The organism is Rhodococcus sp. H29-C3 (assembly GCF_030063405.1).
Taxonomy (GTDB): domain Bacteria; phylum Actinomycetota; class Actinomycetes; order Mycobacteriales; family Mycobacteriaceae; genus Rhodococcoides.
The window spans coordinates 300,541-325,180 of record NZ_JASITC010000001.1; the positions used below are offsets into that span (position 1 = coordinate 300,541).

The 24,640-nt window shown below is 63.6% G+C and carries 29 protein-coding genes; 3 read left to right on the forward strand and 26 right to left on the reverse strand.

Annotation, left to right across the window (positions count from 1 at the left end; all coding sequences use genetic code 11):
- Positions 1 to 84: 84 nt before the first annotated feature.
- From ccsB to QMK32_RS01480, 11 genes are all read right to left on the reverse strand, one after another.
- Positions 85 to 1,053, reverse strand: a complete 969-nt coding sequence (gene ccsB, locus QMK32_RS01430) for a c-type cytochrome biogenesis protein CcsB (RefSeq protein WP_283472529.1) — start codon at positions 1,051 to 1,053, stop codon at positions 85 to 87.
- A 3-nt stretch (positions 1,054 to 1,056) separates the two neighbouring features.
- Positions 1,057 to 2,700: a cytochrome c biogenesis protein ResB gene (gene resB / locus QMK32_RS01435; RefSeq protein WP_283472531.1), complete on the reverse strand. Its 1,644-nt coding sequence runs from the start codon at positions 2,698 to 2,700 to the stop codon at positions 1,057 to 1,059.
- Positions 2,697 to 3,518, reverse strand: a complete 822-nt coding sequence (locus QMK32_RS01440; RefSeq protein WP_084346184.1) for a cytochrome c biogenesis CcdA family protein — start codon at positions 3,516 to 3,518, stop codon at positions 2,697 to 2,699. Before QMK32_RS01440 ends, resB begins: the two co-directional genes overlap by 4 nt.
- A complete protein-coding gene (locus tag QMK32_RS01445) occupies positions 3,515 to 4,117 on the reverse strand; it encodes a TlpA disulfide reductase family protein (RefSeq protein ID WP_283472532.1) in 603 nt (200 codons plus the stop codon). The genes QMK32_RS01440 and QMK32_RS01445 overlap by 4 nt, the downstream gene beginning before the upstream one ends.
- A complete protein-coding gene (locus QMK32_RS01450; protein ID WP_283472534.1) occupies positions 4,110 to 4,784 on the reverse strand; it encodes a histidine phosphatase family protein in 675 nt (224 codons plus the stop codon). The genes QMK32_RS01445 and QMK32_RS01450 overlap by 8 nt, the downstream gene beginning before the upstream one ends.
- Positions 4,781 to 6,106, reverse strand: coding sequence for a glutamate-1-semialdehyde 2,1-aminomutase (hemL, locus tag QMK32_RS01455; protein WP_283472535.1), 1,326 nt, complete (start codon positions 6,104 to 6,106; stop codon positions 4,781 to 4,783). The genes QMK32_RS01450 and hemL overlap by 4 nt, the downstream gene beginning before the upstream one ends.
- A gap of 52 nt (positions 6,107 to 6,158) precedes the next feature.
- Positions 6,159 to 6,860: an alpha/beta fold hydrolase gene (locus QMK32_RS01460; RefSeq protein ID WP_283472537.1), complete on the reverse strand. Its 702-nt coding sequence runs from the start codon at positions 6,858 to 6,860 to the stop codon at positions 6,159 to 6,161.
- Between the two features lie 148 nt (positions 6,861 to 7,008).
- Positions 7,009 to 7,692 (reverse strand): hypothetical protein, encoded by a 684-nt coding sequence (locus tag QMK32_RS01465; protein ID WP_283472538.1) that lies wholly within the window; start codon positions 7,690 to 7,692, stop codon positions 7,009 to 7,011.
- 118 nt (positions 7,693 to 7,810) lie between these two features.
- The gene (gene bioD / locus QMK32_RS01470; protein ID WP_283472539.1) at positions 7,811 to 8,491 is read right to left on the reverse strand and encodes a dethiobiotin synthase; all 681 of its coding nucleotides are present in this window, start codon (positions 8,489 to 8,491) and stop codon (positions 7,811 to 7,813) included.
- Complete coding sequence (locus tag QMK32_RS01475) at positions 8,488 to 9,630, reverse strand: 8-amino-7-oxononanoate synthase (RefSeq protein WP_283472541.1); 1,143 nt, start codon at positions 9,628 to 9,630, stop codon at positions 8,488 to 8,490. The genes bioD and QMK32_RS01475 overlap by 4 nt, the downstream gene beginning before the upstream one ends.
- Positions 9,631 to 9,643: 13 nt before the next feature.
- A complete protein-coding gene (locus QMK32_RS01480) occupies positions 9,644 to 10,912 on the reverse strand; it encodes an adenosylmethionine--8-amino-7-oxononanoate transaminase (RefSeq protein WP_283473141.1) in 1,269 nt (422 codons plus the stop codon).
- Between the two features lie 105 nt (positions 10,913 to 11,017).
- Between QMK32_RS01480 and QMK32_RS01485 the strand changes: the two genes are divergently transcribed.
- Complete coding sequence (locus tag QMK32_RS01485) at positions 11,018 to 11,224, forward strand: inositol 2-dehydrogenase (protein ID WP_283472543.1); 207 nt, start codon at positions 11,018 to 11,020, stop codon at positions 11,222 to 11,224.
- 42 nt (positions 11,225 to 11,266) lie between these two features.
- Positions 11,267 to 13,240 carry an acyl-CoA dehydrogenase family protein gene (locus QMK32_RS01490; RefSeq protein WP_283472545.1) on the forward strand — a complete coding sequence of 658 codons (1,974 nt, stop codon included), beginning with the start codon at positions 11,267 to 11,269 and terminating at the stop codon, positions 13,238 to 13,240.
- A 71-nt stretch (positions 13,241 to 13,311) separates the two neighbouring features.
- Here the strand turns inward: QMK32_RS01490 and QMK32_RS01495 are convergent, their stop codons facing one another.
- From QMK32_RS01495 to QMK32_RS01565, 15 genes are all read right to left on the reverse strand, one after another.
- Positions 13,312 to 14,424: a PQQ-dependent sugar dehydrogenase gene (locus QMK32_RS01495; RefSeq protein WP_283473142.1), complete on the reverse strand. Its 1,113-nt coding sequence runs from the start codon at positions 14,422 to 14,424 to the stop codon at positions 13,312 to 13,314.
- 113 nt (positions 14,425 to 14,537) lie between these two features.
- Complete coding sequence (locus QMK32_RS01500) at positions 14,538 to 14,741, reverse strand: heavy-metal-associated domain-containing protein (protein WP_269304847.1); 204 nt, start codon at positions 14,739 to 14,741, stop codon at positions 14,538 to 14,540.
- A 24-nt stretch (positions 14,742 to 14,765) separates the two neighbouring features.
- On the reverse strand, positions 14,766 to 15,047 hold the full coding sequence (locus QMK32_RS01505; protein ID WP_084346193.1) for a metal-sensitive transcriptional regulator: 282 nt from the start codon (positions 15,045 to 15,047) through the stop codon (positions 14,766 to 14,768).
- A 15-nt stretch (positions 15,048 to 15,062) separates the two neighbouring features.
- A complete protein-coding gene (locus tag QMK32_RS01510; protein WP_283472548.1) occupies positions 15,063 to 15,311 on the reverse strand; it encodes a hypothetical protein in 249 nt (82 codons plus the stop codon).
- Positions 15,308 to 15,781: a transport-regulating membrane protein Mce1N gene (mce1N, locus tag QMK32_RS01515; protein ID WP_283473143.1), complete on the reverse strand. Its 474-nt coding sequence runs from the start codon at positions 15,779 to 15,781 to the stop codon at positions 15,308 to 15,310. The genes QMK32_RS01510 and mce1N overlap by 4 nt, the downstream gene beginning before the upstream one ends.
- Before the next feature lie 55 nt (positions 15,782 to 15,836).
- Positions 15,837 to 15,995, reverse strand: coding sequence for a hypothetical protein (locus QMK32_RS01520; protein WP_176224685.1), 159 nt, complete (start codon positions 15,993 to 15,995; stop codon positions 15,837 to 15,839).
- 72 nt (positions 15,996 to 16,067) lie between these two features.
- Positions 16,068 to 16,190 carry a hypothetical protein gene (locus QMK32_RS01525; protein ID WP_283472549.1) on the reverse strand — a complete coding sequence of 41 codons (123 nt, stop codon included), beginning with the start codon at positions 16,188 to 16,190 and terminating at the stop codon, positions 16,068 to 16,070.
- 80 nt (positions 16,191 to 16,270) lie between these two features.
- Positions 16,271 to 16,894 (reverse strand): hypothetical protein, encoded by a 624-nt coding sequence (locus tag QMK32_RS01530; protein ID WP_283472550.1) that lies wholly within the window; start codon positions 16,892 to 16,894, stop codon positions 16,271 to 16,273.
- A gap of 16 nt (positions 16,895 to 16,910) precedes the next feature.
- Entirely contained in the window at positions 16,911 to 17,885 is a 975-nt protein-coding gene (gene hemB / locus QMK32_RS01535) for a porphobilinogen synthase (protein WP_283472551.1), read from the reverse strand.
- 74 nt (positions 17,886 to 17,959) lie between these two features.
- Positions 17,960 to 19,522, reverse strand: coding sequence for a bifunctional uroporphyrinogen-III C-methyltransferase/uroporphyrinogen-III synthase (locus QMK32_RS01540; protein ID WP_269304833.1), 1,563 nt, complete (start codon positions 19,520 to 19,522; stop codon positions 17,960 to 17,962).
- On the reverse strand, positions 19,519 to 19,689 hold the full coding sequence (locus tag QMK32_RS01545) for a hypothetical protein (protein ID WP_283472553.1): 171 nt from the start codon (positions 19,687 to 19,689) through the stop codon (positions 19,519 to 19,521). The genes QMK32_RS01540 and QMK32_RS01545 overlap by 4 nt, the downstream gene beginning before the upstream one ends.
- Positions 19,682 to 20,659 carry a hydroxymethylbilane synthase gene (gene hemC / locus QMK32_RS01550; RefSeq protein ID WP_269304831.1) on the reverse strand — a complete coding sequence of 326 codons (978 nt, stop codon included), beginning with the start codon at positions 20,657 to 20,659 and terminating at the stop codon, positions 19,682 to 19,684. Before hemC ends, QMK32_RS01545 begins: the two co-directional genes overlap by 8 nt.
- Entirely contained in the window at positions 20,656 to 22,038 is a 1,383-nt protein-coding gene (locus QMK32_RS01555; protein ID WP_269304829.1) for a glutamyl-tRNA reductase, read from the reverse strand. Before QMK32_RS01555 ends, hemC begins: the two co-directional genes overlap by 4 nt.
- Positions 22,035 to 22,853, reverse strand: coding sequence for a redox-sensing transcriptional repressor Rex (locus tag QMK32_RS01560; RefSeq protein WP_269304827.1), 819 nt, complete (start codon positions 22,851 to 22,853; stop codon positions 22,035 to 22,037). The genes QMK32_RS01555 and QMK32_RS01560 overlap by 4 nt, the downstream gene beginning before the upstream one ends.
- 181 nt (positions 22,854 to 23,034) lie before the next feature.
- Entirely contained in the window at positions 23,035 to 23,307 is a 273-nt protein-coding gene (locus QMK32_RS01565) for a glutaredoxin family protein (protein WP_283472554.1), read from the reverse strand.
- A 399-nt stretch (positions 23,308 to 23,706) separates the two neighbouring features.
- Between QMK32_RS01565 and QMK32_RS01570 the strand changes: the two genes are divergently transcribed.
- Positions 23,707 to 24,636, forward strand: coding sequence for an HAD family hydrolase (locus QMK32_RS01570; RefSeq protein ID WP_269305363.1), 930 nt, complete (start codon positions 23,707 to 23,709; stop codon positions 24,634 to 24,636).
- The last annotated feature ends 4 nt before the right edge of the window (positions 24,637 to 24,640 follow it).

Sequence of the window (24,640 nt, forward strand, 5' to 3'; positions counted from 1 at the left end):
TCCCCCCACCGTTACCGAAACGGGTGACGCGCTCCCCAGCACGCCACCCCGGTCCTGCCAATAATTTCAGGCGGACGTTACCAGCTAGTTCAGACCGGCATAGGAGTGCAAACCGGAGACCACCATGTTGATGATGAAGAGGTTGAACAACATGGTGACGAAACCACCGACGTTGATCCAGGCTGCGCGTGTATTCCGCCACCCGGACGTTGCCCGTGCGTGCAGGTATGCGGCGTAGATGACCCAGGTGATGAAGGACATCGTTTCCTTGGGGTCCCAGCCCCAGAAGCGGCCCCACGCTGCCTCTGCCCAGATCGCACCGAGGATGACGCCTGCACCGAACAGTGGGAACGCAATGATCGTCGTCTTGTACGCGAGCCGGTCGAGCGATTGAGCGTCGGGCAGCTTGGCGGCGAATCTGCCGAGTGCGGTGCTCTTCTCCTCGCCGGCGGGCTGCTTGATGCGCAGCAGAAACAGCAAGCTCGCGACGCCGGAGACGAGCAGAATTCCACTGCCGACACTGACGATGGTGACGTGGATAGGCAGCCAGTAGGAGCGCAGCGCCGGCACGACGGGTGCTGCGTCCGCGTAGAGCTTCGTGGCGGCAAGGAACATCAGAATGATGATCGGTGCCAGGACGAACACGAGCATCGGGCGCATCGCACGCTTCCGCAGCAACACGATCGAGGTCAGGGTCGCAGCGGCCGTGGCCATGGTGACGAACTCGTACATATTGCCCAGCGGGAACCTATGCGTTGCGAACCCGCGCAGGACGACCGCTGCCACATGCAGCACGAGTGCGAGGATCAGCAGCGCGTATCCCATGCCGGCCAGACGCTCGGACAGCGGACGCTTCGGTGCGTCGGCAATGCGCCCCGGGCCGGTGGCCGTAGCGATGGGCGCACCGGAGCCGACCAGCTCCTTGGAGTGGACGGCCGAGGCCTTCACCGAGGCGTACTGCGCAATGAGCAGGATGAATGCGAGTACGTAGATCGTGAATGAGGACTCGAAAGACCAGTCGCTGTACTGCGAGAGCGTCTCGTTGATCGGCATCGGTCAGTTCTCCTGGTCGTTCTTCGTGTTCGCAGAGTTTGCGTCCACAGTTTTCACGTCGGCAATCAGACGCTCGCAGAGGTTGTCGAACTCCTCACCCCACCCGGCCTGATCGGTACGAGCCAACCCGCCAAGTTCTACTACAGTACGTCGTGGGTCACCATCCGCGAGGAGTCGGACCCACACTCGGCGCCTCTTGATCACCAGCGAGACCAGCAGTCCGCTCATCATCGTCAGCGCGAAAACGAGCACCCAGGTCTGCGCCGGATCGTGCGACACCTGCAGATTGACGAACTCTTCGGCACCGTCGAATCGGACCGTCGTGCCGTCGGACAGTGTCGATGCCTCACCTGGCTTCAGGTTGATTCGGTCCTGCTTGACGAGCCTGCCTTGGTTGATCATCTCCTGGTTCAGCGTGAACAGTGACTGCGGAAGTCCGGTATCGAGTCCGGTGTCACCCTTGTAGATGTCGATGGCGACGGCGGGGTCGGTCATCGCCGGGAAGCTGGAGGAGAGCAGCTTGTCGTGGAAGAACGCAGTCGGTGCGAACAGGCCCTCGATTGCGATCTGGTTCTTGCGACGGTCCTCTGCGTCGGGGTAGAGCCCTCCCGGTGGGTCGATGCGCATCACGCCGCTGGAGAGGAAGGTCGTGGCGTCGGTCGGTTGCCACTGGATGGTCTCGGTGCGGGTTTCGCCGTTCGGGAAGGTCACCGTGAATGTCGGTGCGTATCCGTGGCCTTGCAGGTACACACGGTCCCCTGCCACCCGTAGCGGATGGTTGACCTGCAGGACATCGGACTTCCAGACATTGTTCGCGAGGTCGTCCCCTGCCTGGTACTCGATGTTGGACGTGAACTGCTCGGCCTGACCGTTCTCCAGATAGTCGGCTTTGAAGTCCTCGACCCTGACGCACAGTGGTTCGAGTCCGGTGCCGTCGACGAGGTTGCCTGCGCGGAAACTGTCGTAAATTGCCGGTGAGGTGCTGCAGATCCCTGGCCCGTCGTTGGCGATGACCACGACGTTGCCTTCGTATCCGAACAGCTTGCCCAGCGCGATTGCAGCGAGCAGAAGGACCAGAGAGATATGGAAGACGAGGTTGCCGAACTCTCGGAGGTACCCCTTCTCCGCAGACAGCGTCACCTCGCCGTTGCTTTCACGCTTCTCCACGCGCCAGCCGCGCAATTGTGCCTGCACGATTGCTGCAGTGTCCTCGGGTGACCCGTCGGCGACGTACCGGCGATGGTGCGGAAGTCGCGACAGGTTCCGAGGAGCCCGAACAGGCCTGGTACGCAAGGCTTTTCCGTGCTCTATGCAGCGCGGAAGAATGCAGCCGATGAGAGAGACGAACAGCAGCACGTAGATGGCGGTGAACCAGAAGCTACTGAATACGTCGAACAGTTCCAGCTTGTCCATCAGCGGGCCGAGCGTCGGGCGGGCGGCGATGTACTCGTCGACCTTGCCGGCGTTGAGGCTGCGTTGGGGAACCAGTGCACCGGGAATCGCCGCGAAGGCCAGCAGGAAGAGCAGTACGAGCGCCGTACGCATGCTCGTCAGGCCGCGCCAGGTGTTGCGGGCGCCTGCGAGGACGCGTCGCGGCGGGGATTGGCGTCGGGGCGCCTGCTCCGGCCGGGTGTCGAGATCGGTCATATCGGCAACACCACGTCCGATACGAAGGCGTCACGGACCCAACCGACGAACACGTCCCACGCGCCTGTCACGAGGGCAATTCCTACTGCTATCAACATGATTCCGCCGAATACCTGTATCTGTCGTGAATGGGTACGAAGCCAGCCGACTCCGCGAAGTGCGCTGACCGATCCAAAGGCGAGAATGACGAACGGCAATCCGAGTCCGAGGCAGTACGCGACGATGAGTATTACTCCTCGTGCCGCCGTCGCCCCTTCGGTACCCGCGGCGAGCGAGATGACGCCCGCGAGGGTCGGTCCGAGGCACGGGGTCCATCCCAATGCGAACACGCCACCGAGCAGTGGTGCGCCGACGAGACTGCCGACTCGGCGCGGCTCGAATCGGACGTCTCGCTGCAGGGCAGGCACCAGCCCGACGAACACCAACCCCATTGCGATGGTGACGACGCCACCTATTCGCATCAGCAGTTCCCGATTGACTGCCAGTACCGAGATCGCGCCGAAGACCGTGGCCGTCGCCAGCACGAACACCACGGTGAAGCCGAGGACGAACAGCCCTGCCGCACCTGCGACTCGCATTCGAGTCCGAGTCCGCACCTTCGTCGTTGCAGCTTCCGTCGCGGTCACGGCCGGAGCGTCGGCCCCGACGACCCCGGCAAGATACGACAGATATCCGGGCACCAGTGGAACCACACACGGCGACGCGAACGAGACGAGACCGGCGAGGACGCACACACCGAAAGCGAGGACGAGTGGACCCGTCGACGCCGTCGTCTGAAACGTCTCACCGATGCCCGCCAAGTGGACCGTGTTACTCACTGTTGCTCGGGCCCCTCACCTGCGACCCGTTCGACGACGGGTTGCAGGTCCTCGGCGAGCAGTTCACGTAGGAAGACCGCGGCGACGCGGTGCTTCTTGTCGAGCACGATCGTGGTGGGAACCACCGAAGTCGGTATGCCGCCGAGAGCGGTGAGGGTGCGCATCGGGGGGTCGTAGATCGACGGGTAGGTGACGTTGTTGTCGATGACGAAGTCCTGTGCCTTGTCCTGGGCGTTGTCGCGAACGTTGATGCCGAGGAATTGGACGCCGAGATCCTTGGTGTTCTCGTAGACCTCTTCGAGGTCGTCGGCCTCACCACGACACGGGCCGCACCACTGCCCCCAGACATTGATCACGACGGCCTTACCTTCGTAATCGGACAACGACGTCGTGTCGCCTTCGGTCATCAGGTCGGGCCCGGACAACGTGCCGACCGTTCCGCGCTCGGACGGCGGGTCGTAGAAGATCTCGGTCTGGCCACCGGGCGAGACGAAGCCGAAGGTGCCGCCGGTGGCGACCGCGTCGGTGCCGCTCGCGCAGGCGCCGAGCAGTACCACGACGGAGATGCCGGCAGATGCGGCAGCGAGAAATCTACGCACCGGTGATCCTGGGATCGCTGGCACCGCCGGGCTCGGAGTAGACGATGTCCACGAGGGTGTCGCCCTCGTAGACGAGCGAGGTGAGCGAGGCGAGGCCGCACTGACGGTGCCGCGGATCGTGCCAGAGGCGTTCTCCCTGCAGGAATCGCCGCAGTGTCCAGACCGGCAACTGATGGCTGACGACGACGGCTTCGTGGCCCACAGCGGCGACACGGGCGGCTCCGACCGCGGCGAGCATGCGGTGCGCGATCTGTAGGTACGGCTCCCCCCACGACGGGGTGAACGGGTTACGCAGCTTCCACCAGTGGCGCGGACGGCTCAGTGCGCCGTCACCGACTGCGACGCGCAGGCCTTCGAAGTCGTTTCCTGCTTCGATGAGGTTCTCGTCCTCCCCCACCGTGAGGCCGTGCGCCGCCGCGATCGGTGTGGCAGTTTCCTGTGCGCGTCGGAGCGGCGATGCGACCACGAGCGCTATGTCGTGTCCGGCAAGAGCATCGGCGACGGCTTTGGCTTGGGTCTGGCCTGTGACCGACAGCCGGAATCCGGGAAGGCGTCCGTACAGAATGCCCTTCGGATTGTGCACTTCACCATGACGCAGGACATGGACGATGGTCCTGCTGGCCTGGTGCGGATGCGTGGCGTCGTTCGTGGTGGGCGCGTCGGTCACTTGGAGGTTCCAGCTTCTGCTTGGGCTGCTGCACGAGCGGCGGCGGGTAGTGCGTCGGCAATGATCGAAAAGGCGTTGTCATCGAGGGCTGCGGAGACGAACCAGGCTTCGAATGCGCTCGGCGGCGGATAGACGCCGCGGGAAAGCAGGCCGTGGAAGAAGGCCGGGTAACGCCAGGTCTCAGCTGCTTTGGCACCTGCATAGTCGGTGACCGGTCCGTCGGAGAAGAACACGCTCACCATAGTGCCCGCGAACTGCACATGATGACGAACGCCTGCCGCACTGAGGGCATCGCCGAGGAGTCCACCGAGCTGCTTGGAGTTGTTCTCGAGCTTCTCGTAGACCGCTGCGTCGGCCAGTCGCAGGCTGGCCAGTCCGGCTGCGACGGCAACCGGGTTACCGGACAATGTGCCCGCTTGGTAGACCGGGCCGGCTGGGGCGAGGTAGGCCATGATGTCGGCGCGACCACCGAACGCAGCTGCGGGGAGCCCGCCGCTCATGACCTTGCCGAAGGTGTAGAGATCGCCTGCGACGCCGTCGATGCCGTACCAACCGGCGGCGCTGACGCGGAATCCCGTCATCACTTCGTCCATTATCAGCAGCGCACCGTTGTCGGTGGCAATACGACGCAGGCCCTCGTTGAAGCCGGTGACCGGCGGGACTGCGCCCATGTTGCCTGCGGCCGCCTCGGTGATGATGCAGGCGAACTCGCCTGGATTCTCCGCGAACGCGGCCTCGACGGCGGCGAGGTCGTTGTACGGAACCACGATCGTGTCGCCGGCCTGCGCACCCGTCACTCCTGGCGATGTCGGCAGCCCGAGTGTCGCGAGACCCGAGCCTGCATCGGCGAGCAGCGCATCGACATGGCCGTGATAGCAGCCGGAGAACTTGAGGATCTTGGTGCGCCCGGTGAAACCGCGTGCGAGGCGGACCGCGCTCATCGTGGCCTCTGTGCCGGAATTCACAAGCCGAACCTGCTCCACCGGGCCTACCCGGCCGATGATTTCCTCCGCGAGTTCTATTTCCCGCTCGGTCGGCGCACCGAACGACAGGCCCGTCGCTGCTGCCTTCTGGACCGCTTCGACCACGACCGGATGGGCGTGTCCGTGGATCATCGGGCCCCACGAGGAGATCAGGTCGACATAGGACTTACCGTCGGCGTCGATCATCGTGTATCCGCTGGCCTCGGCGATGAACCGCGGGGTTCCACCTACCGATTGGAAGGCGCGAACCGGGGAGTTCACTCCACCAGGAATCACTGCGCTCGCGCGCTCGAAAAGTCGGGCCGAAACAGGGGCATCGTCGCCGGTCGGAACAGTCACGAACTCCAGTGTCCCAGGTTTACCCGTTTCGCCAACTACAGGGCGTAATAATTCACCGATCGCCACCGAGTTCGGCTCGATACGCTTGGAGTCTGTCGGCGAGCAGAATGGGCTGCGACAGTGCGGCCAAGTGCCCACCGGGCATCTCGTCGAGTTCTATTCCGAGCCGTTCGGTGACAACTCTTCGCTGGAACTCGATCGGAAAGAAACGGTCCTCCGCACCTTGCAGGAAACGCGTCGGGACATCGGGCCACTGCGTCGTCGGGTATGGAAGGACGAACGGGCCGTCGGATTGTTCGGGAGCACCACGCCGCATGGCCTCGGCAGTGACCTCAGGTGGAACGTCGTGAAAGAAGACGTCGGCAACCAGATCCTCGGTGTCGAACGAGCGGCCCTCGCGCTGCGCCTGTTCGGCACGCGCTTGCTGCGACCCCGTCGACTCCCACCACTGACCCGGTGACTCACCGGACTTCGGCGTCATCGCATTGAGCAGGACGATCATCGAGACTTCTGTTCTCCCCGCGACGAGGGGTGCGGTGAAGCCACCGAGCGATTGCGCAACGAGAACGTCGGTACCTACGCCACCCATCGCGGTAAGGACTGTGTCGGTGTACTCGAGCAGGCCTGCGTCCGGGTCGCCGGCCGGAAGGGTCACCGCGACGACGTCGTAGCCTCGTCGTACCAACTCCGCTTCCACTAGATGCCAGTACCAACCGTCGCCGCCCGCACCTGGAATCAAGACGAAATCGTGCATCGACTTCTCCTGCCGTTTGCGGAGATATTCTAGCGGCTGACCGCGCTACGCGCTGTGTAGCAACGACAAAACCCGCCCGCCGAAGTTCCGCTCCCGGTCGGGGAGAAGAAGCTTCGGCGGACGGGCAGTGGAGAGCTACAGCTGAGTTCTACGGTGCGCGGTGCTCGCCACCACGCGGGTCGTTCGGCAGGTGCTCGTCACCACGAACAACCTCTTCACCGCGAACGACCTTGTCATCACGAACAGCGCTGTCACCACGAACAACACTGTCTTCGTTGCCTACGGCGCCGTCCGGGCGCACGTTGCCGTCGCGGACTCCCCCGTCGCGAACTGTGCTCTCACGAGCCGTGCCGTCATGAACTGCACCCTCATGGCGACCGGTTTCGTGATGGCCGGCGTCATGCTGTCCGGCATGAGTGGCGTTCGGTGCGACCATCTTCTCGGCGGACGCCTTGTCGACACTGCCCGACTTGTTGGTGCCGGTCTTGGTGTTCACGTCCGGATCGATCTTATTGGCGCGGGCGTACTCTGCATCCAATTCGTCGCGGGAGCTTGCAGCATCACCCAGGTGGGTTTCGGCCTGCAACGACAGACGGCGAGCTTCGGCCGCCTTGGCCTCGGCATCGGCCTGCGAGCGGCGGGCTTTCGCGGCGCTCTCGTCGGCAATCGCCTGGCGCTCCTCGACCTGCACGGACTTTTCGGCGGCCTTCTCACGAATACGCTCGGCTTCCACGCGTCGACCGGATTTTTGCTTCCGGGCGAGCGCCAAAGCAATCGCGACGATGAGCAGCACTACTACAACAGCAATCACTATCCATACTGCAGTGTTCATTTCTAGCCCCCAACTGTAGGTGTGGCCCCTTGAGTACCCGACGCCGACGGCAATAAACGAAAAGTCCGGTTTTTCTCCCCGTTCTCGGCTTCCACCAGCAGCGCAGTAGTCGCACCCGTCACCGAAACAGAATGTCTTCGATTCCGTCGAACCATGACGGCGCTGCTGCGGTGAATTCGGGCGCACTGAGCGTGCCCGCGCCTTCCGGTAGGCGGCCCAGCAATGCGGTCGACGTCACCTCGGGTAGTTCGTCGAGGTTCGTGACAGCCGCTGCATCGGGCGTGCACGGCCATGAACCGATCACCAGGCCCGCGCACCACACACCGGCTGTTTCGAGCGCAGCCACCGTGAGAGCGGAATGGTTGAGCGTTCCCAACCCGGCTCCGCAGACGACCAGGACCGGGGCACCTACTCTGCGGGCGACGTCGACAAGCGTGAATCCGCCGATTCCCAGGCGTACAAGGAGCCCACCTGCGCCCTCGACGAGCACCACGTCGGCGTCGAGGGCGCTCACGGCACCGCAGACGTCGTCGAGTCCCAGTAGCGGCATCGAGCTGCGACGAGCCGCGACGTCGGGTGCCAGGGGTTCGGGGTAGCGGGCCAGTTCCAATAGATTGTCGACACCGGTGAGTCGAGAAATTTCCTCGAGGTCGCCAGGGTCGCCGGGTGCGACACCGGTCTGTGCGGGTTTACACACCGCGACAGACCCTCCCGATGCTCGTACTGTCGCCGCCAGCGCCGCGGTGACGACGGTCTTGCCGACGTCGGTGGACGTTCCGGTGACCAAGAGAACGCTCACAGTAGTGATCGGTTCAGCACGGATCCCAGGACTTCGCGAACGACAGTGAGATCGTCCTCGGTCAGCGTGGCCCGTGCGGTGAGACGCAACCGCGAGGTGCCCTCGGGGACCGACGGTGGACGAAAGCAGCCGACGTGCACGCCTTGGCGGCGGGCGTACTGCGAGGCCTCATAGGCTTCGATCGCATCCCCGAGCACGACCGACACGACGGCCGATTCCGGTTCCGCCACTCCTACGATGTCGGCCAAATCCTGCGCCCGCTCACGCACTGCGACTGCGCGCATAGGTTCGCGGAGGAGCACAGCGAGAGCGGCTCGAGCTGCCGCGACGGCCGCCGGTGCGAGTGCGGTGTCGAAGATGAATGGCCTGGCGACGTCGATGAGGTGCTCCCGCACTGCGGGCGGGCCCAGAACCACCCCGCCCTGGGAGGCGAGCGCCTTGGACAGCGTGGCCGTAATGACCAAATCCGGCCGGCCGTGAAGACCGAGTTCCTGCACCAGCCCACGTCCGCCGTCTCCCCGGACACCGAGGCCGTGTGCTTCGTCGACGATCATCAGAGCGGAGTACTTGCGGCAGAGTGCATGCAGTTCGGTCAGCGGCGCGAGGTCGCCGTCGGCGCTGAACACCGAGTCGGTGACGAGGAGTGCTCGCTCTTCCTGCCTGGTCTGCAGCGTCCGCTCCACGGCGCCGAGGTCCGCTCGGTCGAATACCTCGATTCGAGCGCGCGAGAGCCTGCACGCATCGACGAGCGAAGCGTGGGAGGCCGAGTCGGACATCACGAGTGCGCCACGGCCCGAAAGTGCCGACACCACAGCGAGATTCGCGGTGTATCCCGAGGAGAACACCAGCCCCGATTGCGCGCCGACGAAGGCTGCGAGTTCGGATTCGAGCTCACAGTGCAGCGTCGTCGTACCGGTGACAAGTCTCGATCCGGTCGAGCCGGTTCCCCAGTCACGCACGGCAGCGCAGGATGCGTCGACAACTTCGGGGTGTCGGACCAGGCCGAGGTAGTCGTTCGACGCGAGATCGATGACCGAGTCGTCCTGACGGCGCGCATCAGGCGTCCGATGTAACCCGAGCGTTCGGCGGGTGTTCGCCGCTTCGGTCAGCCAGTCGAGTGTCCTCACCCGAGAGACCATACTTGAACAGTGTTCAAGTTGTTGAGGCGATAGCCACCATTGCCGTCGCGATGCGCTCGACGTCCTGCTTCTCGCACACGTACGGCGGCATGGCATAGACCAGCCTACCGAACGGACGAAGCCAAACACCATGAGCCACAGCTATATCCGTCGCTCGCTGCATGTCGACGGGTTCTCTCATCTCGATCACCCCGATCCCGCCTCGCACTCGGACATCCGCAACTCCGGTCAGTGCCTGCGCCGGCGCCAAACCCGAGCGCAGACCAGATTCGAGTGCGGCAACCTCCGTACGCCAGTCTCGGGTGAGTAGTAGCTCGACGGCAGCAACCGCGACCGCACACGCCAACGGATTCGCCATGAACGTCGGGCCGTGCATCAAGCCACCGGCCTCGCCTGCACTGATGACCTCCGCGACCTCCGAAGTGCACAGGGTGGCTGCCAGAGTCATGTACCCGCCGGTCAAAGCTTTCCCGACGCACATGACGTCCGGGGCAACACCTGCATGTTCGGCCGCGAAGAGCGCACCGGTTCGACCGAAACCAGTGGCGATCTCGTCGAACACCAGCAAAACATCGTGGTCGTCGGCCATCCACCGCAACTCGGCGAGGTAGCGCGGATCATGGAACCTCATCCCGCCTGCACCCTGCACTACCGGTTCGACGACGATCGCTGCGATCTCGTCTGCGTTGCTCGCGAGAATCTTCTCGAACAGTTCGACGTAGCCAGGATCGAATTCGCTCGGCGGTACGGGAGCGAAGATCTGGGCATTGAGCACGTCGGTCCACAGCGTGTGCATCCCGCCGTCGGGATCGCAAATGCTCATCGGCGCGAAAGTGTCCCCGTGATAACCGCCACGCCAGGTCAACAATCGGCTCTTGCGTGGCAGACCGCGGCTGCGCCAGAACTGAATACACATCTTGACCGCGACCTCGACCGAGACCGACCCGGAATCGGCGAAGAACACCTTGTCGAGGCCATCCGGGGTGATCGACACCAGAAGTTCCGCGAGCCGAGCGGCCGGTTCGTGGGTAAGCCCACCGAACATGACGTGACTCATCTTGCCCAGCTGGTCCCGCACCGCCGCGTCGAGCACCGGATGGCGATATCCGTGCACGGCCGCCCACCACGAGCTCATGCCGTCGACCAGCTCGTGGCCGTCGCTCAGTCGCAACCGGACGCCGGCGGCACTCTCCACGACGAGTGGTGCGGTCGAGGCTGGAAAGCCGCCGTACGGGTGCCAGACGTGCGCGGCATCGGTTCGCAGAATCTGTGAGGTATCGATGCGCCGACACTAAAGGATCGATGGATACGGGAGGTTCTGCGGTGCGGGGTAGTCGAACCGCAGAACATGTTACGGCGATGTTACCGCTGCATTACAGTGATATGGGTGGAAGCACAACACGAACCCGCCCGGTGCGCATGGCCGGACGGCTGGCGCGAGCACCTCATCAGTGAATTCGACGGCTTCAGCCCACTTGTCACTCGTGCACTCGCGGACAACGGTGCGTCCCTGTTTAATGACGGCCCGTATGCGCGCAGCGGATTCCTCTCGCAACTGCGAGCTTTTGGCCGAAATTATCTGTGGCCTTCCTGACCCTTCACTCCCGGCTCGGCGACCGAAAGGTTACCGTCGAGTATGGCAACCACTTCTGAGCACCTTCGCAACACCTTGGACGGCCGCTGGCGTGATGTGAAGAACGAGGCCCGCAAGCAACTCGTTCGAGACGAGTTCCGTCCGCATTACACCCCGAACACCGTGATCGCTCGAACCAAAGCTTTGGAACAAATGAAGCTGCTTGCTCGAAACGGCGTAGCCGAAGACGGTTTCAAGAAGGAACACGGCGGCGGTGGCGACGTCGGCGGAGCAGTGACGATGATCGAAATGCTCGCCACGTCGGACCTGTCACTGATGGTCAAAGCCGGAGTGCAATGGGGACTGTTCGGCGGAGCCATCGAAAACCTCGGCACCGAACGCCATCACGAGGCCTACGTGCGGCGTCTCATCGACCTCGATCTGCTCGGCTGCTTTGCGATGACGGAGACCGGCCACGGCAGCGACGTGCAGGCCCTCGAGACCACCGCGACGTACAACGCCGAGGCCGGCGAATTCGTCGTACACTCCCCCACGCCGTCCTCACGCAAGGACTACATCGGCGGCGCAGCCGAAACTGCCACCGTTGCAGCAGTATTCGCGCAGTTGATCACCGCAGGACCTGGCGAGGAGCCGGAAGGACACGGAGTCCACTGCTTCTTCGTTCCGTTGCGCGACGAGGACGGCGCGGACCTCCCCGGAGTTACGACGAGCGACTGCCAGTACAAAGGCGGTCTCCCCGGAGTCGACAACGGACGCATCATGTTCGACCACGTCCGCATTCCGCGCGACAACCTGCTCAACAAGTACGCCGACGTCGCCGCCGACGGCACGTACTCTTCTCCTATCGAGAATTCGAGTAGACGCTTCTTCACGATGCTCGGCACGTTGATCCGTGGTCGCGTCACGGTCGGTGGGAGCGCGGCCGCCGCCGCGCGCGTCGCACTGGATATCGCGACGCAATATGCACTGCAGCGCAGGCAGTTCACGGCGCCGGATTCCGAAGAAGAAGTCCTCATCATGGACTACCTGGTGCACCAACGTCGACTGTTCCCACTGATCGCAAAGTCCTATGCGTTGCAATTCGCTCAGAACGAACTCGTGGCAAAGATGCACGAGCTTCAGTCGAGCGACGACCCGGATCCGGAGGAGCAGCGCGAGCTGGAGTCCCGCGCAGCAGGGTTGAAGGCGGCGAACACCTGGCACGCGACCACCGCGATTCAGCAAGCGCGCGAAGCCTGCGGTGGCGCAGGCTATCTCGCCGAGAATCGGCTCATCTCACTCAAAGCGGACACCGATGTGTTCACCACGTTCGAGGGTGACAACCACGTGTTGACGCAGCTCGTCGCGAAGGAGTTGCTCACTGCCTACGCCGACGACGTGAAGAGCATGAGCCCGGTCGAGTGGGTTCGCTTCGCCGCGGAGTTCGCCGGCGACCGCGTAATCAAACGCACTGCAGCACAGACGATCATCCAAACCATCCTCGACTCCCGCCAGGACAACGAGGAAGAGGGATCGCTGTTCAATCGCGGCACGCAGGTAGGCATGTTCGAGGATCGCGAGAACTATCTACTGTCGACCGTCGCACGGCGCCTGCAGAAGAACTCGAAGGAAATGAGCGCGTTCGACGCCTTCAACTCCGTCCAGGACCATGTGTTGCACGCGGCGCACGCGCACATCGATCGGATCGTTCTCGAAGCGTTCTGCGCCGGCATCGACTCGTGTGAGGACGAGGCAGCCAAGAAGATTCTCGAGCAGGTATGCGATCTCTATGCACTCTCCGTCATCGAGGAGGACAAAGCCTGGTTCGTCGAGCACCGCTATCTCTCGACAGAGCGTTCGAAGGCCGTCACCCGCGGGATCAACGAGCGGTGCCGCTCGCTGCGTCCGCATGCACTCGAACTGGTCGAGGGCTTCGGTGTTCCGGAAGAACTCCTCGGTGCCGCCATGCTCGGTCATCCGGGCGCGGGGAGCGACGAGGAGTCTGCAGATCATCCGAGCAAGGCTCACGCGGACTGACGCCACCGTGAGTGGGGACCATCGCCGGGTGCGCGGTGGTCCCCCTGTGTGTCAGCGGGGAGAGATGGGCGTCACCGGGGAGAGATGCGCAGCACCTTGTCTTCCGAGCCGTTGTCGGTGGTGAGCAGAATCGAACCGTCGGGCAGGCTCGTGGCCGAGCGGAGCCTGCCGTACTCGTTCTCGAGCGCAACGGCATGCTGAGCGACCCCGGTACCGTCGTCCGTCAGCTTCAGAAAAACTAGCTTCCGGCCCTGTTGACTGGGGAGGACAGCTGCGCCGTTCCACTCGCCCCACGCTGCGCCATCGGCGAATGTCAGCCCCGGCGTCGCAATCGTCGGTGATCCCGAACTCCAGACCGCAGCGCGTGCACCCGGCACGCGATCGGGGTCGGTCATCTCCACCGACTCGTCGTAGATTCCCGGCTCGCGATCCGGCTTGTATCCGTAGTTTCCGCCGGGAACCACAAGGTTCAGTTCGTCGTCTCGGCTCGTGCCCTGCTCCACCTCGTACAGGGTGTCGGTGCCGGGTGCGAATGCCAGGCCCTGCACGTTGCGATGTCCGAGTGTGTACACGCGGCCGGGTGCGTCCGCGGCGGGCGAGCCGTCGGCTTCGATGTGAAGCACTTTGCCGCCGAGCGAAGTTCGGTCCTGCGGAACAGTCGGGCTCGCGGTATCCCCGGTTCCGACGAACAGCGAACCGTCTTCGGCAGCCAGGATTCGGCAACCGCCATGACGGCCGTTCTCGGCGACCGGAATATCGTCGAGCACGGTCGCGACCCGCGTCAATTCCGTCCAGGCCACGTCCACGGACCAGCTGACGACGGCGATGCGGTTCCCCTCGGCGCCGCCCGAACTGTCCATTCCAGTGTCCTCGCCGAGGACGCCTTGGCAGGTGTACAACGTTCTGGATGAGGAAAAATCCTGTGCCAGTTCGATTCCCATCAAACCGGTTTCACCCTCGGCATAGAGATCGCCGAGATCGGCCTCGAGGTCTGCCACCGATCCGTCCGCACGCTTGACGATAAATCGACCCGACCGTTCGCCGGTCAGGATTGCGCCGTCCGGTGCCGCCACCACATCCCACGGCCTGCTCAGCCCGTCCAGTTCGGTCGTCACATCCAGCGCAGGTGCCACGCTGTCCTCTCGGGCAACCGATCCGGACGAACAGGCCAGCGTCATCGTCATGATCGACACAAGAATTCCGGAACCGGACAGCAGCTTGTTCATCCCACTGTGCCCGATGGTCCGCCCGCGTAGCCGACTCATTCTCAGGTAACCGATCGGGTGCCGTTCGCTCATCAGGACGCGAGTGTATATCCGGCTTCGGTGACCGCGGCAGCGATAGCAGCCGCGTCGATGTCTCGATCACTGGTGACGACAACTTCACCGCTGGCGAAGTCGACGTCCACGCCGCTCACGCCTCCAAGTTCGGATATCTCCTCGGAGACCGATGCGGCACAATGCTGGCAGGTCATTCCTTCGACGATGTACTTGTTCTGCATGTGTTCACCTTTCCGGGTGGGGAATCAGGATCGGACGAGTCGAGCGATCGCGTCGGACGCTTCTTTGACCTTGGCGTCTGCCTCGGGGCCACCTTTGCGTGCCGCCTCGACTACGCATCCGGCGAGGTGCGCGTCGAGCAGTTTCAGCGAAACCGACTGCAACGCTTTCGTCGCCGCAGACACCTGAGTGAGTACGTCGATGCAGTAGCGATCCTCCGTCACCATCCGCGAGATGCCTGCAACCTGTCCCTCGATACGCCTGAGCCTCTTCAGCAGGTCGTCTTGTTCAGTGGCATAGCTGCTCATAGCCCTATCATACCCCTACCGGGTATGCGCAGGTGGCTGGAGGAGTCTCCCAACGGCGTCGATCAGCAACAACCCTGCGATGACGACACCCACCGCACCCAACGCGATCCATGGCCCGGCGTAGCGGGTGGAAACATACTCGGGCCCACCGTTGCCTGCCACCGCGAACACCGTGTCGGTCACACCGGTGTTCCAACACAAGACCGCGAGAGCCACGACTGTCACCGCGGAGACGATCTCTACGATTGCGAGTCCTCGGATCACGAGTACTCGATCAGTGCATGCTCGAGCGCTGCCCGCAGTGCGTCGTCGTCCTTCGCCCATGCCTGCACGAGCGTCCCGTCCTTCATCCGAAGACCTAGTGCGGTGCGTCGACGCGGCACCGAATGCAATTCGCCGAGCACTCGCGCCGTCTCCCACTTCTTCGGTTCGTAGTCGCCATCGGAGTAGTCGATCGGAGGCAACACCTCGTCTATGTCCGAGATGTCGAGGGTCTCGGTACCCTGCCGCAAGCGCTGGGGCGTCACCGCGACGCTGACATGCCTGCGCGCGGCACTGACCTGCAGGTAGGTGAACCCGACCAGGATGAACGCGAACAGAGCCAGCGCGAACCAATGAACAACAGGGCCGGTCAGGAGTTCGATCACCAACACCAGCACACAGAACAGCGGCCCCCACAACAGTGCCCGCCAGCGAGCGCCTTCCTCGCCGAACAGCAATTCCATATCCGGCAACGGCGAACCGGACTCGAATCCATTGGTCACTGCGCACGCGCCCCGGGTCGGAGCGTCAGCTACTGACGACAGCGGGCAGGACGATCGCGATCGCCGCGAGGATGCCCATGGTCACTACGAGGCCGATCAACAGCAACTCCATCCGCATGCTGTGATCGACACGCTCGGTGCGATCGACATGGGGTGTTTGCCTGGCCTCGGTCCGAACCTGCATACGACTCCTCTGACCGCTGATTGTGATGGCTGTCACGCTAGCTCAGGAGGTCGTAGAAGACAAAACCACAGGTCATCCGGCGCTGAATCCGAGCGCCATGATGAATACCGCAACGGATACTGCCAGCAGCAAACCGAGAAGCGCCCAGGGCTTACCGCACTCCTGCTCGCCCTCGCGGACTACCGGTTGCGTCATGTGGGATCCGATCACTCGAGGATGGTACCGAGTGATGCTATTCACATGAACTGCGGGTGGCGCAAGAGACACGCCGAGACTCACTTCTTGCGTGAAGCGAGAAAATACTCGTTGGATTCCTTGCGGTGCATCAGATAAATCGCACCCGCTGCGAGTACACCCTGCGCGACGCCCGCAACCGCCATCGACAGCGACAATGCACCGTCGGCGGAACCGAGTCCGAACAGCTGAGGCAAGGCAAGAACCACTGTCACCGTCCCGATCATCGTCAGGACCATCCGCGCCCACATCCGGCCGAGCCGCATCTTGTTCACCCAGAACAAGAACAACGCTCCGAAACCCACTCCGAGGAAGACCATCAAGACGAGCGCTGCGGTCAGGTAACTCTCTGCCGACTCCGCCGTCAGCGGCATGGACGGTTGCTGGAGAGCCACATCGTCGACGAGTTGCTGCGCGAAGATCGACTTGTCGCCGTAGACGACAACGAGCGTCATCAGCAACTCGAGCATTCCCAGGAGCGCTACACCCCACCACAGATGGCGCGAAGTCTCGACGTCTACCGGCGCCGGTCGTTGGACGGACTCGAGCGGCAGTGAATCGAACGACGGAATCTTCAGCGACGGCGGGCCGTGTTCGGCCTCCCAGCGCTCCCAGTCCGGCGGTGGTCGGGGACTATCGCCTTCGGGCTGCGATGGATCGGTCATCTCTCACCGTGCTCGGTCATAGCCACCCAGCTGCTTCCGTGGCCCAATAGGTCAACACCACATCGGCGCCGGCCCTTCGAATACTGGTCAGGGACTCCACTATTGCCGCGTCGCGATCGATCCAACCGTTCTGCGCGGCCGCGGTGATCATCGAGTACTCACCTGAAATCTGATATGCGGCAACGGGAACCGGGGAAATATTGGCGATGTCTCGCAAAATATCCAGATACGACATAGCTGGTTTGACCATCACCATGTCCGCCCCCTCCGCCAAGTCGAGCTCGACTTCGTGGGCAGCTTCGCGGCGATTCGCCGAATCCTGTTGGTAGGTACGCCGATCGCCCTGCAGCGAAGACCCTACCGCCTCCCGGAAAGGTCCGTAGAAGGCCGAGGCGTATTTGGCCGAATAAGCGAGCTGTCCGACGGCGTCGTGGCCTGCCGCGTCCAGGCCTTCCCGGATCGCAGCTACCTGCCCGTCCATCATTCCGCTCGGCCCCAGTAGATGCGCGCCGGCATCTGCCTGCGAGAGTGCCATCTCGACGTACCGTGCCAGCGTCGCATCGTTGTCCACGACGCCGTCGGCGGTCAGTACGCCGCAATGTCCGTGATCGGTGAATTCGTCCAGGCACGTGTCCGCCATGATCACGGTCGAGTCGCCGAGATCGGCTTTCAGACGCCGAAGCCCACGATTGAGGATTCCGCCGGGGTCACTTGCTCCGGACCCGTCGGCGTCCTTGTCCTCGGGGCGCGGCACACCGAACAGCATCAAACCACCTACGCCCGCCGCCACTGCCTCTTCTGCGGCAACGCTCAGCGAGTCGAGCGTGTGCTGAAAGACACCGGGCATCGAGGAAATCTCGCGCGGCTCACTCAGCCCGTCCGCCACGAACATAGGCAGCACCAGATGCCGCGCTTGCAAAGACGTTTCAGCCACCAACCGACGCAACGCCGGAGTCCGGCGCAGTCGGCGTGGGCGGTCTACGGGAAACAACTGTACGGGCCCTCCTTCGTCGGGCAGCTGCGTGGAAACAGCTCTACCGGAGCTATTGCCACGCAGCTTGGGCGTCAGCGCCTGCGACTCTTCTTACGCGGGGGCGGCAATGCACCTTCGGCGCGCAGACGAGCAGCATGCTCGGCCAGAGCCTCGATGAGTGGACCGACCTGTGCGGTCTCCGGCTGCACGTCGACCCGAAGACCGAACTCGACAGCAGTCTCTGCCGTCTTCGGACCGATGCACGCAACGAGGGTGCGTGCGTGCGGCTTCCCAGCGATACCGACGAGATTTCGAACAGTCGAACTCGACGTGAAGCACACCGCGTCGAACCCTCCGGTCTTGATCATCTCGCGGGTCTCGGCGGCAGGCGGCGCAGCGCGCACGGTTCGGTAGGCAGTGACATCGTCGATCTCCCACCCGCGCTCACGAAGTCCTTCGGCCACCGTTTCGGTAGCGATATCGGCACGCGGCAACAGAACCCGATTGACCGGGTCGAACACCTCGTCGTACGGCGGGAAGTCCTCGAGAAGACCGAGGGAGGACTGCTCGCCCGAGGGCAGCAGTTCGGGGTTGATTCCGAACGACCGAACCTTCTCCGCCGTCGCTTCGCCGACACACGCGATCTTCACACCCGAAAATGCACGGGCATCGAGACCGAACTCTTCGAACTTCTCCCACACGGCGCGTACTGCATTGGTCGAGGTGAAGACGACCCACTGGTATCTGCCGTCGACCAGGCCCTTGACCGAGCGCTCCATCTGAGCCGGGCTACGTGGAGGTTCGACGGCTATGGTCGGAACCTCGATCGGGATGGCGCCGTGCGTCACGAGACGATCGCTCATCTCCCCTGCCTGGTCCTTGGTACGTGGCACCAGAACGGTCCAGCCGTACAGTGCGCGAGACTCCCACCAGGACATCTTGTTTCGCCCGGAAACGACCTTGCCGACGGTGACGACGAGCGAACCGACGAGCTCACTGCCTGCATCGTTCAGCGTGGCGAGGGTGGCCTCTACGGTGCGCTGCTGACGTGTCGTGCCCCGGACCGTGATGGCCGCGGGTGTCTGTGGCGCGAGACCGTGTTCGACGAGTGCACTGGCCGTCTCGGCCAGATGCCCCGACGTCGCGTGCAGTACGAGCGGCCCGGGTGCGGCAGCAAGCGCCGCCCAGTCGACCTCGCCTCGGACGTCGGCCTCGGTGTGTCCGGAACCCAACGCCATTCCGGCGTAGCTCGGCACCGCTGAACCCGACGGCAGTCCGGGAAGAACCTCGAACTGAACATGTGTGCGTGCAACGGCGTTGACCTCGGCTATGACCGAGTCGGTGGTCAGCGGATCCCCGGACACCAGGCGCACGACATCGTGGCCGTTCTTCGCCTCGGCCAAAAGGGTTTTGGCGACCTCGGCAGGCTCACCGAGGGCCGGTCGGACATCGACTCCGGTCTCGCCTGTTTCAGGGTCGCGCGGAAGATCGTGACCGACGAGCGCGATAACGCCCTTGTCGACATCTGGATCGGTAAACGCGAGTTCGGCAGAGCCGAGTACTTCGCGGGCTCGGACCGTCAGCAGAGCTGGGTCACCCGGCCCCGATCCCACGAAAAGGATCCGTCCGTTGGCATTCTTGCGGACTGGGCTCATCGGTTGTTCTCCAGTGCTTTCTTGTGTGGGTGCTGCAGTTCGATCGAGGTTGCGGGGCCCCGCTTCGGGATCAGCCGTGCAGTGGCGATGTATTCGCCGCGGACCGGGGGGCGAGAGGCCCTGCGTTTGGCGCGTCCGCGAACCGGCGTGGTGATCGACCTAGACATGGGATGTTCCCCCGGAGGGTGCAGAAGTTGTAGCTGCCGGCTCGGTTATGTCGACCAGTCTTCGGGCGCCGAGATCGAGCATCTCGCGGGCCAGGTCACGGCCCAGCTCCTCTGCATTGTCGGTGGCACCGACGATCGACGCGCGAATGGAATCGCTACCGTCGAGGGCTGCAACGCAGGCACGCAGTGACAGCTCTTCGAATACGTGGCCGCTCTCGTCGATGGACTCCACTATGTCGGCGATGGCGCCGACCGGAGCCGAACATCCTGCTTCGAGTTCGGCCAGCAGACCACGCTCGGCGGCAACACAGGTGCGGGTGTTCTCGTCGTCGAGCGTGCGAATCGCCTCGATGAGGTCGGTGTCGGCGATCCTGCATTCGACAGCCAAGGCACCCTGCGCGGGTGCAGAGATCATCTGCACCGGATCGAGTGCTTCGGTGATGACGTCGAGCCTGCCGATCCGAGAGAGTCCGGCTCGCGCCACGACGACGGCGTCGAGCTCACCGGACGCCACCTTCCCGATACGAGTGTCGAGGTTGCCCCGTAGTGGCCTGACATCGAGACCCTGACCAAGTGCACGCAACTGCGCGGCACGACGCGGCGCAGAGGTCCCGACGGTTGCTCCGACAGGTAGCTCGCCGAGTACCAGACCGTCACGAGCAACCAGCGCGTCGCGTGGATCTTCCCGCACGGGGATCGCAGCAATGACGAATCTTTCGTCGGGAGCGGTCGGCAGGTCCTTGTAGGAGTGCACGGCGATGTCGACCTTGCCGTCGGTGAGAGCCTCACGCAACGCCGCAGTGAACACGCCGACTCCGATGGTCTGCACCGGAGCGGCCGACATATCACCGGCAGTTTTGATGATCACGAGTTCTGCATCGAGACCTGCTGCGATCAGCCCACGCCGGACTGTATCGGCTTGGGTCGTTGCGAGCAGGCTTCCTCGTGTTCCGATTCTTACGACGGTCACCGCTGTGGTCCCTTCTTGCCGTCGATCCGGCTGGCAGTGAAATCGTCCACGAGTTCCATTCCATTGATCTCGATCGGGCTGGCGACAGCGTCGACCGTTCCCGGGCTCAGTTCGAACAACTCCCGCAGCGCTGCTGCATAGGAATCGCCGCCAGGGGTGGTGGCTAGTTGCTTGACTCGGACAGTGGGTGAATGCAGGAGCTTGTCCACGACGCGTCGCACCGTCCGGGCAACCTCGTCGCGCTGCGGCGAGTCCAGGCTGGGCAGTCGCGAATCGAGTCGCATGAGTTCTGCTTCGACGACCTCGGCTGCGCGCTGGCGTAGTGCCGTCACGGTCGGCGTCACCTCGGCGAGCCGTTGACCGGCGAGGTATCCGGAGAGCTCGGCGGAGACGATTTCGCGCGCCGCCGCAGCGTCGGAAGATGCCGCGCCTGCGGCCGGGTCCCGTTGCAGGGACTCCATGTCGAACACGCTGACGCCGGGTAGCCCTGCAACAGTGGGATCGACGTCGCGGGGCAGTCCGAGGTCGCAGATGGCGAGAAGTCGCCCTGGATCTCGCTGCGCAAGCGCGAGGTGTGCATCCGCGAGGGAGACGACAGCACCGACCGCGCCCGTACAGGTGACGAGCACGTCGCCGTCGGCCAGCGCAGCGGGGAGTTCGTCTAAATCCATCGCCGACGCGGACACACCGGCGGACAATGCGGTTTGGGCGAGGTGCTCGGCGCGTTCCCGGGTGCGGTTGACGACGATCAGGCGACCGATTCCGGCACGTCCGAGATGCGCCACGGACAGTCCGCCCATCGCGCCGGCGCCCACCACGACGGCGGTCTTTCCTTCGAGGCTTCCACCGAACATCGTCGCTGCGCGGTCGATCGCCACCGAAACGACCGACGCACCAGCGGAATCGATTCCGGTCTCGGAGTGAACGCGCTTGCCGACACGCAACGCCTGCTGCGCGAGTTCGTGGAGCACTCGACCGGACGCCTGCTGGTTATCCGAGGCCGCGTACGCAGCGCGAATCTGTCCCAGAATCTGTTGCTCGCCGATGACCATCGAATCGAGGCCACTGGCGACGGCGAAAAGATGCTCGACGGCTGCTTCGCTGTATCGAACGTAGGCGTGCTGGGTCAGTTCTTGCACTTCCAGTCCGGAGTGCTCGGCAAGTACTTCGCCGACTGCGGTCAGAGCGCCGTGGAAAGCATCGACCACGGCGTAGACCTCGACGCGGTTGCACGTCGAGACCACCATCACTTCGGAGATGCTTCCGGTAGCCATGAGTTTGTCGGTAAGTTTCGGCCGATCCGTGTCGGTGACAGCGACACGTTCGAGAACTGCGACGGGAGCGCTACGGTGCGAAATCCCGACGAGAAGGACACTCACGGTGCAATCACCGATCCATTTCTTGTCGAACTGCTAGGGCTGATGGCTCCGGTCAGTGAGCCGGGCGTCACTCGTGGTCCTCGGCTACGTCCGAGGCGCGGATTTCCGGACAGACTCGGTGATCCATGAGCTGCCTCGTTCCGCGAACTGTTGAAAGACAGAACCTGCATCTCCACTGCCAGATCGACTCGACGCACCTCGACACTGTCCGGCACGTCGAGCATCACCGGGGAAAAGCTGAGGATGCACTCCACGCCGCCCGCGACGAACGCGGAGGCAACACTCTGAGCGGCCGCGTCGGGGGTGGCGATCACACCGATGGTGGCTTCGAGTTCGCGACACGACTGTTCCAACAGGTCCACGTGTCGGACTTCGATTCCATCGATGTCGGTGCCGACTCTCTTCGCGTCCCGATCGAAGAGTCCGACCATCGTGAATCCGCGACGGCCGAAGCCTCCGTATCGCGCGAGTGCCTCACCGAGGTTCCCGACACCGACGAGGACGACCTTGTGTCCGCGATCGAGACCGAGTGCGCTCTCGATCTTGGCCCGCAGGCGCATGACGTCGTAACCGACTCCACGCACGCCGTTCGGGCCGAGAAAGGAGAGATCCTTACGCAGTTTCGCCGAGCCGACACCCGCGGCGTTGGCCAGTTCTTCGCTCGATACGATGAGCACTCCGTCGTCGGCAAGAATTCCGAGGACCCGCAAGTAGGCCGCCAAACGCGTCACCGTAGCCTGTGGAATAACGCGTTCGACCCCAGCAGACCGTTCAACGGTCGCCGGTACAGCCGGGCGCTCTTCGGTCACGTTCATGGCTCCTCGTCCGAACGGCAGCGATGCCGGTCCTCACGCTGATCCTGATACATCCAGATCACGACTCTTTCGAGCATTGATATTGTTCGCCCCACGGTAACCGCTTGTGAACGAATGAACAAAGTCGCTGGATCCGTGCTAGAGGTGCCCTCACCTGCAAAGCGAGAGCAATCGCACGTTCTTAGGGTGCCCTGGTGACCGCCAGATCCGCTCGCAATCGTGGCTCGTCGACCTCCCAGTAGCTGTGTTCGCGCCCGTCGAGCAGCACCACGGGAACACGGTCTCCGTACTCCGCTCGCAGGTCAGGGTCGGTGGCCGCTGCCTGATCCACATCGACCGCCGAGGGAACAATTCCGAAATCAGCACACACCGCTGTCAACTTCTCGAACGCGAGGACACAAGTGTGACAACCGGCGCGGGTGAGAAGAACCACGGAAGATTCATTGGAGCTCATCCCCCTACTGTCTCACCGCCGAGTGCAGAGACGAAGCTCACAGGCGCACCGGGGCCTCACGGGTGTGGATCGAGCCCGCGCGTACACGCTCACCCACAGTGACACGGAGTAGCACAGTGACACGGAGTAGCACAGTGACACGGACTAGGGTTGTGGCAGTGCTCGAGCAGGGAGGTGCGCAAGAAGATGAACGACGAGAACCCGAAAACGCCTGACATCAGCAGCGAAGATTCTGGCGATTCACACACACAGGTGTCGGATTCACACGATTCGGCAGCGCACGAGCCCGAGGTAGTAGCAAAGGCCGAGGTAGACAGGGCCGAGGTAGACAGGGCCGAGGTAGTACACGAGGACGAGGTAGTGCCGGACCTGCCGATATCGGAGGTGCCGGACGCGGTCATGGTCGACACCCGGCAGCCCTCGGCCGACAAGCGCCGCAAACGTCGGTTCCGCAATCCACTCGGCCCTACCGACGCGGAGGTCCGCGCCAACGTCGCGGGAGAGGCGAGCGCCGACGCGGCACTGGCGCTCCAGCTCGACAGCGATGGCTCGGTGCCACTCGACCTGACCGCCGCAGCGTTCTTCGACGTCGACAACACGATGGTGCAGGGCGCGTCGATCATTCACTTCGCACGCGGCCTGGCCTCGCGAAAGTACTTCACCAGCGGCGATCTGGCCCAGTTCGCTTGGCAGCAAGTGAAATTCAGAGTCAGCGGCAAAGAGAACAGTGACGATGTAGCCAGTGGCCGAGAAAAAGCCTTGTCCTTCATCACCGGAAGATCGACCGCCGAACTGACCCGTTTGGGCGAGGAAATCTACGACGAGATGATCGCCGACAAGATTTGGCCGGGCACCGCCGCACTTGCACAGATGCACCTGGATGCGGGTCAGCAGGTCTGGCTGGTCACCGCTACGCCACTGGAGCTGGCTCAGATCATCGCCAAACGACTCGGCCTTACCGGTGCACTCGGAACCGTCGCCGAAAGCAAGGACGGAATCTTCACCGGCCTGTTGGTCGGAGATATTCTGCACGGCCTCGGCAAGGCTCACGCCGTTCGTACACTCGCCGTCCGCGAGGGCCTGAACCTCAAACGGTGCACCGCCTATTCCGACAGCCACAATGACGTCCCCATGCTGTCACTGGTCGGCACGGCCGTCGCCGTCAATCCAGACGCGGACCTGCGGGAAGTGGCCAAGAACCGCGGCTGGGAGATCCGCGATTTCCGGACGGGGCGTAAGGCCGCGAGGATCGGGGTCCCGACCGCCCTTGCCATCGGTGCCGTCGGCGGCGGACTCGCTGCCGTGCTCGGTCGCCGTCGGGCTGCCTGACCCC

Excerpts from the sequence above, each read along its gene's own strand:
- QMK32_RS01465 (WP_283472538.1), bottom strand. The coding sequence starts at position 7,692 with ATGAACACTGCAGTATGGATAGTGATTGCTGTTGTAGTAGTGCTGCTC.
- QMK32_RS01540 (WP_269304833.1), bottom strand. The coding sequence starts at position 19,522 with ATGAGCCCAGTCCGCAAGAATGCCAACGGACGGATCCTTTTCGTGGGA.
- QMK32_RS01495 (WP_283473142.1), bottom strand. The coding sequence starts at position 14,424 with ATGACGATGACGCTGGCCTGTTCGTCCGGATCGGTTGCCCGAGAGGAC.
- ccsB (WP_283472529.1), bottom strand. The coding sequence starts at position 1,053 with ATGCCGATCAACGAGACGCTCTCGCAGTACAGCGACTGGTCTTTCGAG.
- QMK32_RS01570 (WP_269305363.1), top strand. The coding sequence starts at position 23,707 with ATGGTCGACACCCGGCAGCCCTCGGCCGACAAGCGCCGCAAACGTCGG.
- QMK32_RS01500 (WP_269304847.1), bottom strand. The coding sequence starts at position 14,741 with ATGCAGAACAAGTACATCGTCGAAGGAATGACCTGCCAGCATTGTGCC.
- QMK32_RS01505 (WP_084346193.1), bottom strand. The coding sequence starts at position 15,047 with ATGAGCAGCTATGCCACTGAACAAGACGACCTGCTGAAGAGGCTCAGG.
- QMK32_RS01520 (WP_176224685.1), bottom strand. The coding sequence starts at position 15,995 with ATGCAGGTTCGGACCGAGGCCAGGCAAACACCCCATGTCGATCGCACC.
- QMK32_RS01545 (WP_283472553.1), bottom strand. The coding sequence starts at position 19,689 with ATGTCTAGGTCGATCACCACGCCGGTTCGCGGACGCGCCAAACGCAGG.
- QMK32_RS01490 (WP_283472545.1), top strand. The coding sequence starts at position 11,267 with ATGGCAACCACTTCTGAGCACCTTCGCAACACCTTGGACGGCCGCTGG.
- QMK32_RS01560 (WP_269304827.1), bottom strand. The coding sequence starts at position 22,853 with ATGAACGTGACCGAAGAGCGCCCGGCTGTACCGGCGACCGTTGAACGG.
- QMK32_RS01530 (WP_283472550.1), bottom strand. The coding sequence starts at position 16,894 with ATGACCGATCCATCGCAGCCCGAAGGCGATAGTCCCCGACCACCGCCG.
- QMK32_RS01475 (WP_283472541.1), bottom strand. The coding sequence starts at position 9,630 with ATGGTCTCTCGGGTGAGGACACTCGACTGGCTGACCGAAGCGGCGAAC.
- QMK32_RS01525 (WP_283472549.1), bottom strand. The coding sequence starts at position 16,190 with ATGACGCAACCGGTAGTCCGCGAGGGCGAGCAGGAGTGCGGTAAGCCC.
- QMK32_RS01565 (WP_283472554.1), bottom strand. The coding sequence starts at position 23,307 with ATGAGCTCCAATGAATCTTCCGTGGTTCTTCTCACCCGCGCCGGTTGT.
- resB (WP_283472531.1), bottom strand. The coding sequence starts at position 2,700 with ATGACCGATCTCGACACCCGGCCGGAGCAGGCGCCCCGACGCCAATCC.
- QMK32_RS01460 (WP_283472537.1), bottom strand. The coding sequence starts at position 6,860 with ATGCACGATTTCGTCTTGATTCCAGGTGCGGGCGGCGACGGTTGGTAC.